Annotated in this window: 6 protein-coding genes and 1 pseudogene; all 7 read left to right on the top strand. The window is 64.2% G+C overall.

What is annotated here, in order from left to right:
* Positions 1 to 188: pseudogene (locus tag TY51_RS23775) on the top strand (hypothetical protein); the annotation flags it as partial.
* Positions 173 to 490 (top strand): DMT family transporter, encoded by a 318-nt coding sequence (locus TY51_RS23770; protein WP_231559150.1) that lies wholly within the window; start codon positions 173 to 175, stop codon positions 488 to 490. The pseudogene TY51_RS23775 and the gene TY51_RS23770, both read left to right, overlap by 16 nt.
* Positions 490 to 1,305 (top strand): glycosyltransferase, encoded by an 816-nt coding sequence (locus TY51_RS19025; RefSeq protein ID WP_081995289.1) that lies wholly within the window; start codon positions 490 to 492, stop codon positions 1,303 to 1,305. The genes TY51_RS23770 and TY51_RS19025 overlap by 1 nt, the downstream gene beginning before the upstream one ends.
* A 255-nt stretch (positions 1,306 to 1,560) precedes the next feature.
* Positions 1,561 to 1,932, top strand: coding sequence for a 30S ribosomal protein S12 (gene rpsL, locus TY51_RS19020; RefSeq protein ID WP_042252808.1), 372 nt, complete (start codon positions 1,561 to 1,563; stop codon positions 1,930 to 1,932).
* Positions 1,933 to 1,944: 12 nt separating this feature from the next.
* Positions 1,945 to 2,415: a 30S ribosomal protein S7 gene (gene rpsG, locus TY51_RS19015; RefSeq protein WP_042252807.1), complete on the top strand. Its 471-nt coding sequence runs from the start codon at positions 1,945 to 1,947 to the stop codon at positions 2,413 to 2,415.
* Positions 2,416 to 2,433: 18 nt separating this feature from the next.
* Positions 2,434 to 4,557, top strand: a complete 2,124-nt coding sequence (gene fusA / locus TY51_RS19010) for an elongation factor G (RefSeq protein ID WP_042252806.1) — start codon at positions 2,434 to 2,436, stop codon at positions 4,555 to 4,557.
* A gap of 61 nt (positions 4,558 to 4,618) precedes the next feature.
* Positions 4,619 to 4,803: GTP-binding protein (locus TY51_RS19005; RefSeq protein WP_042252804.1), on the top strand; the 185-nt coding region annotated here is incomplete at its 3' end.

Here is a 4,803-nt window from a genome sequence, read left to right as displayed (position 1 = left end):
CCGTGGGGGTAGGCATGCTGGGCGTGCTGATCATCCTGCGACCGGGCAGCGGCACGTTCGGCATCTGGTCGCTGGTGGCGCTTGGGGCGATGCTGCTGGTCGCGGTGCGCGACCTGTCGACGCGGCAGTCGGGCGCGACGTCAGTTCGAACACCATCGCGTTCTATGGCGCGGTGCTGGTCACGCTGACCGGGTTCGTCCTCAGCCTGGGGCAGGGGTGGGTGATGCCACAGCTGTGGCAGCTGGGGCTGCTGGCCCTGGGCAGCGCGTTCCTGACGGTCGGTTACCTGTGCGCCGTGGCCGCCATGCGTGTCGGAGAGATCGCGGCCGTGTCGCCCTTTCGCTATACTTCGCTGCTGATGGCGATCCTGCTGGGGCTGGTGATCTTTGGCGATTGGCCGGACATGTGGACCTGGGTCGGATCGGCCCTTGTCGTGGGGGCGGGCATCTATACCATCTGGCGCGAGGCTCAACTGGGACGGCGGCGCTGATGCGGGTGCAGATGCTGGGACTGTGCCGCTTTTCCTATCTGGGACTGCGCGGCTATCAGGTCGAACATGACAGCATCGCGGCGCGCCGCGCCTATCTGTACGATCCCGACCGGCTGGCCCGGCGCTGGCTGTGGTTCCAGACGGTCGCCCTGCCGGGGTGGCTGGCGCAGACCGATCCCGACTTCACGTTGGTGATCATGACCGGGCCGGACCTGCCGGAACCCTGGCTGGGCCAGCTGCGCGATCTGTGCGACCGGGTGCCGCAGCTGCGCCTGTCGCTGGTGCCGCCGATGGATTACCATCTGCAGGCCTGCCAGGCGGCGGTGGCGCCGCATCTGGACCCGGATGCGCAGGTGATCGGCCATTTCCGGCATGACGACGACGATGCGGTGGCGCTGGATTACATCGCCCGGACCCGCGCGGATTTCGCCCGCGTCAGCCCCCTGTGGCAGGCCGAGGGCACGCTGTCGCTGGATTACGGGCGCGGGTTGATGATCGCTGCGCAGGACGGCCAGCTGAAGATCACCCCGCGGATCTGTCACAACATGGGGGTGGCGCTGACCATCTTCCTGGCGCCCGACGCGTCGCAGACGGCCCTGCATTTCAACCACACCAAGCTGGCGCAGTGGATGCCGGGGGTGCAGGTGACGCGGCCGCTGATGTTCATCCGGTCGATCCACGCCGACAGCGATTCCGGCGACATGGGACCGGGCCTGCCGTGGCAGCCCGAAGACGGCACGATGAACAAGCTGCTGCGCAGCCGGTTCGGGCTGCGCCGGGCGGACCTGGCCGACCTGGCGCGAAGGCTGGGCTGACCGGCGGCGCCCGGTGGGCTTGTTGACAGCACCGGGGATTCCCCCTATGACCACGCGACCCGGCGGGAAACCGCATCGGGTGCCAGAACCTGTGAGGTCAGGGTCCGGGCAGAACAGCCTCGATCCTCTGGAATTATGCCCGTCAGCCCTTTATGGGCGGGACGGGCTTGGCATTTTGCGATTCGCGCAAGATGCCGTCGAGAAGCGGCGCAACCGATCGGTTGCGAGTATTGACAGAGCAAGACGGGGAACCGAATGCCGACGATCCAACAGCTGATCCGCAAGCCGCGGCAGCCGAGAGTGCAGCGGTCTAAATCCATGCACCTTCAGGGCTGCCCGCAGAAACGCGGTGTCTGCACGCGCGTCTACACCACGACGCCGAAGAAGCCGAACTCCGCTATGCGTAAGGTCGCCAAGGTGCGCCTGACGAATGGCTTCGAGGTCATCTCCTACATTCCGGGCGAAAAGCACAACCTGCAGGAACACAGCGTCGTGCTGATCCGCGGCGGCCGAGTCAAAGACCTTCCGGGTGTCCGTTACCACATCCTGCGCGGTGTGCTGGATACCCAGGGCGTCAAAGACCGTCGTCAGCGTCGTTCGAAATACGGCGCGAAGCGTCCGAAGTAAGGAGAGGCATCCATGTCACGTCGTCACGCCGCTGAAAAGCGCGATGTCCTGCCCGACGCCAAGTATGGCGATCGCGTGCTGACCAAATTCATGAACAACCTGATGGTTGACGGCAAGAAGTCGATTGCCGAGCGGATCGTCTACAACGCGCTGGAGCGCGTCGAGACCCGCCTCAAGCGCGAGCCCATCGAGGTCTTCCACGAGGCGCTGGAAAACGTGAAGCCGTCCGTCGAGGTGCGTTCGCGCCGCGTCGGTGGTGCAACGTACCAGGTTCCGGTCGAAGTCCGTCCGATCCGCCGCGAGGCGCTGGCCATCCGCTGGCTGATCACGGCCGCGGCCAAGCGCAACGAGAACACGATGGAAGAGCGCCTTGCGGGCGAGCTGTCCGATGCCGTCAACGGCCGCGGAACCGCCGTCAAGAAGCGCGAAGACACGCACAAGATGGCCGACGCCAACAAGGCGTTCAGCCACTACCGCTGGTAAGGCGAAAGGATCCACTTCATGGCACGCGAATATCAGCTTCCGCGTTATCGCAACTTCGGCATCATGGCCCACATCGATGCCGGCAAGACGACGACGACCGAGCGCATCCTTTACTACACCGGCAAGTCGCACAAGATCGGCGAAGTGCATGACGGCGCTGCGACCATGGACTGGATGGAGCAAGAGCAGGAGCGCGGCATCACGATCACGTCTGCCGCGACCACCACGTTCTGGCAGCGTCAGGAAGACCCCACCACCGAGGGGACGTCCGAGACGAAGTACCGCTTCAACATCATCGACACCCCCGGCCACGTGGACTTCACCATCGAGGTCGAGCGTTCGCTGGCGGTTCTGGACGGCGCGATCTGTCTGCTGGACGCCAACGCCGGCGTCGAGCCGCAGACCGAGACCGTCTGGCGTCAGGCCGACCGCTACAAGGTTCCGCGGATCGTGTTCGTCAACAAGATGGACAAGATCGGCGCCGACTTCTTCAACTGCGTGAAGATGATCAAGGACCGCACCGGCGGCACCCCGTGCCCGATCGCCCTGCCGATCGGCGCCGAGGACAAGCTGGAAGGCATCATCGACCTGATCAAGATGGAAGAATGGGTCTGGGAAGGCGAAGATCTGGGCGCGTCCTGGGTCCGCAAGCCCATCCGTGACGAGCTGAAGGACCTGGCCGACGAGTGGCGCTCGAACATGATCGAGCTGGCCGTCGACATGGACGACGCCGCCATGGAAGCCTATCTGGAGGGCAACGAGCCCGACGAGGCGACCCTGCGCGCGCTGATCCGCAAGGGCACGCTGTCGCTGTCGTTCTTCCCGGTCACCGCCGGGTCGGCGTTCAAGAACAAGGGCGTGCAGCCCCTGCTGAACGCGGTCATCGACTTCCTGCCGAACCCGCTGGACGTGCCGGCCTACATGGGCTTCACCCCGGGCGACGATACCGAGACGCGCAACATCGAACGCCGTGCGGACGATGACATGCCCTTCTCGGGTCTGGCGTTCAAGATCATGAACGACCCGTTCGTCGGTTCGCTGACCTTCACCCGGATCTATTCGGGCCAGATGAAGAAGGGCGATCAGCTGCTGAACGCCACGAAGGGCAAGCGCGAGCGCGTCGGCCGCATGATGATGATGCACTCGATCAACCGCGAGGAAATCGAGGAAGCCTTTGCGGGCGACATCATCGCGCTGGCAGGTCTGAAGGACACCACCACGGGGGACACCCTGTGCGATCCGGCCAAGCCGGTGGTTCTGGAAACCATGACCTTCCCCGAGCCGGTGATCGAGATCGCCGTCGAGCCGAAGTCCAAGGCTGACCAGGAGAAGATGGGCCTGGCCCTTCAGCGCCTGTCGGCCGAAGACCCGTCCTTCCGTGTGGAAACCGATCTCGAGTCGGGCCAGACGATCATGAAGGGCATGGGCGAACTTCACCTCGACATCCTGGTCGACCGCATGAAGCGCGAGTTCAAGGTCGAGGCGAACATCGGTGCGCCCCAGGTGGCCTATCGCGAGACGATCAGCCAGCAGGCCGACATCGACTACACCCACAAGAAGCAGACCGGTGGTACGGGCCAGTTCGCCCGCATCAAGCTGACCATCACCCCGACCGAGCCGGGCGAAGGCTATTCGTTCGAGTCGAAGATCGTGGGCGGTGCGGTGCCGAAGGAATACATCCCCGGCGTCGAAAAGGGCATCAAGTCGGTCATGGACTCCGGTCCGCTGGCAGGTTTCCCGGTCATCGACTTCAAGGTCGCGCTGACGGACGGTGCGTTCCACGACGTCGACTCGTCGGTGCTGGCATTCGAGATCGCGGCCCGCGCCGCGATGCGCGAAGGTCTGCGCAAGGCCGGCGCCAAGCTGCTGGAGCCGATCATGAAGGTCGAGGTCGTCACGCCGGAAGAGTATACCGGTTCGATCATCGGTGACCTGACCAGCCGTCGTGGCATGGTCCGGGGGCAGGACAGCCGCGGCAACGCGAACGTCATCGACTGCTTCGTGCCGCTGGCCAACATGTTCGGTTACATCAACAACCTGCGTTCGATGTCGTCGGGCCGTGCGGTGTTCTCGATGCAGTTCGACCACTACGAGGCCGTTCCGCAGAACATCTCGGACGAGATCCAGAAGAAATACGCCTGATCTTGCGGCGGGGCGTCATGCCCCGCCACTTTACAAGCATTGAAGAACAAGGAGCCATTCCATGGGCAAGGCAAAGTTTGAACGGAACAAACCGCACGTCAACATCGGCACGATCGGCCACGTTGACCACGGCAAGACGACGCTGACGGCGGCTATCACGAAGTACTTCGGCGAATTCCGCGCCTATGACCAGATCGACGGCGCGCCCGAAGAGAAGGCCCGCGGGATCACGATCTCGACCGCGCA

This window comes from Paracoccus sp. PAMC 22219, assembly GCF_000787695.1.
In the GTDB taxonomy this organism is placed as follows: domain Bacteria; phylum Pseudomonadota; class Alphaproteobacteria; order Rhodobacterales; family Rhodobacteraceae; genus Paracoccus.
This window is presented reverse-complemented; position numbering and strand designations above follow the sequence as displayed.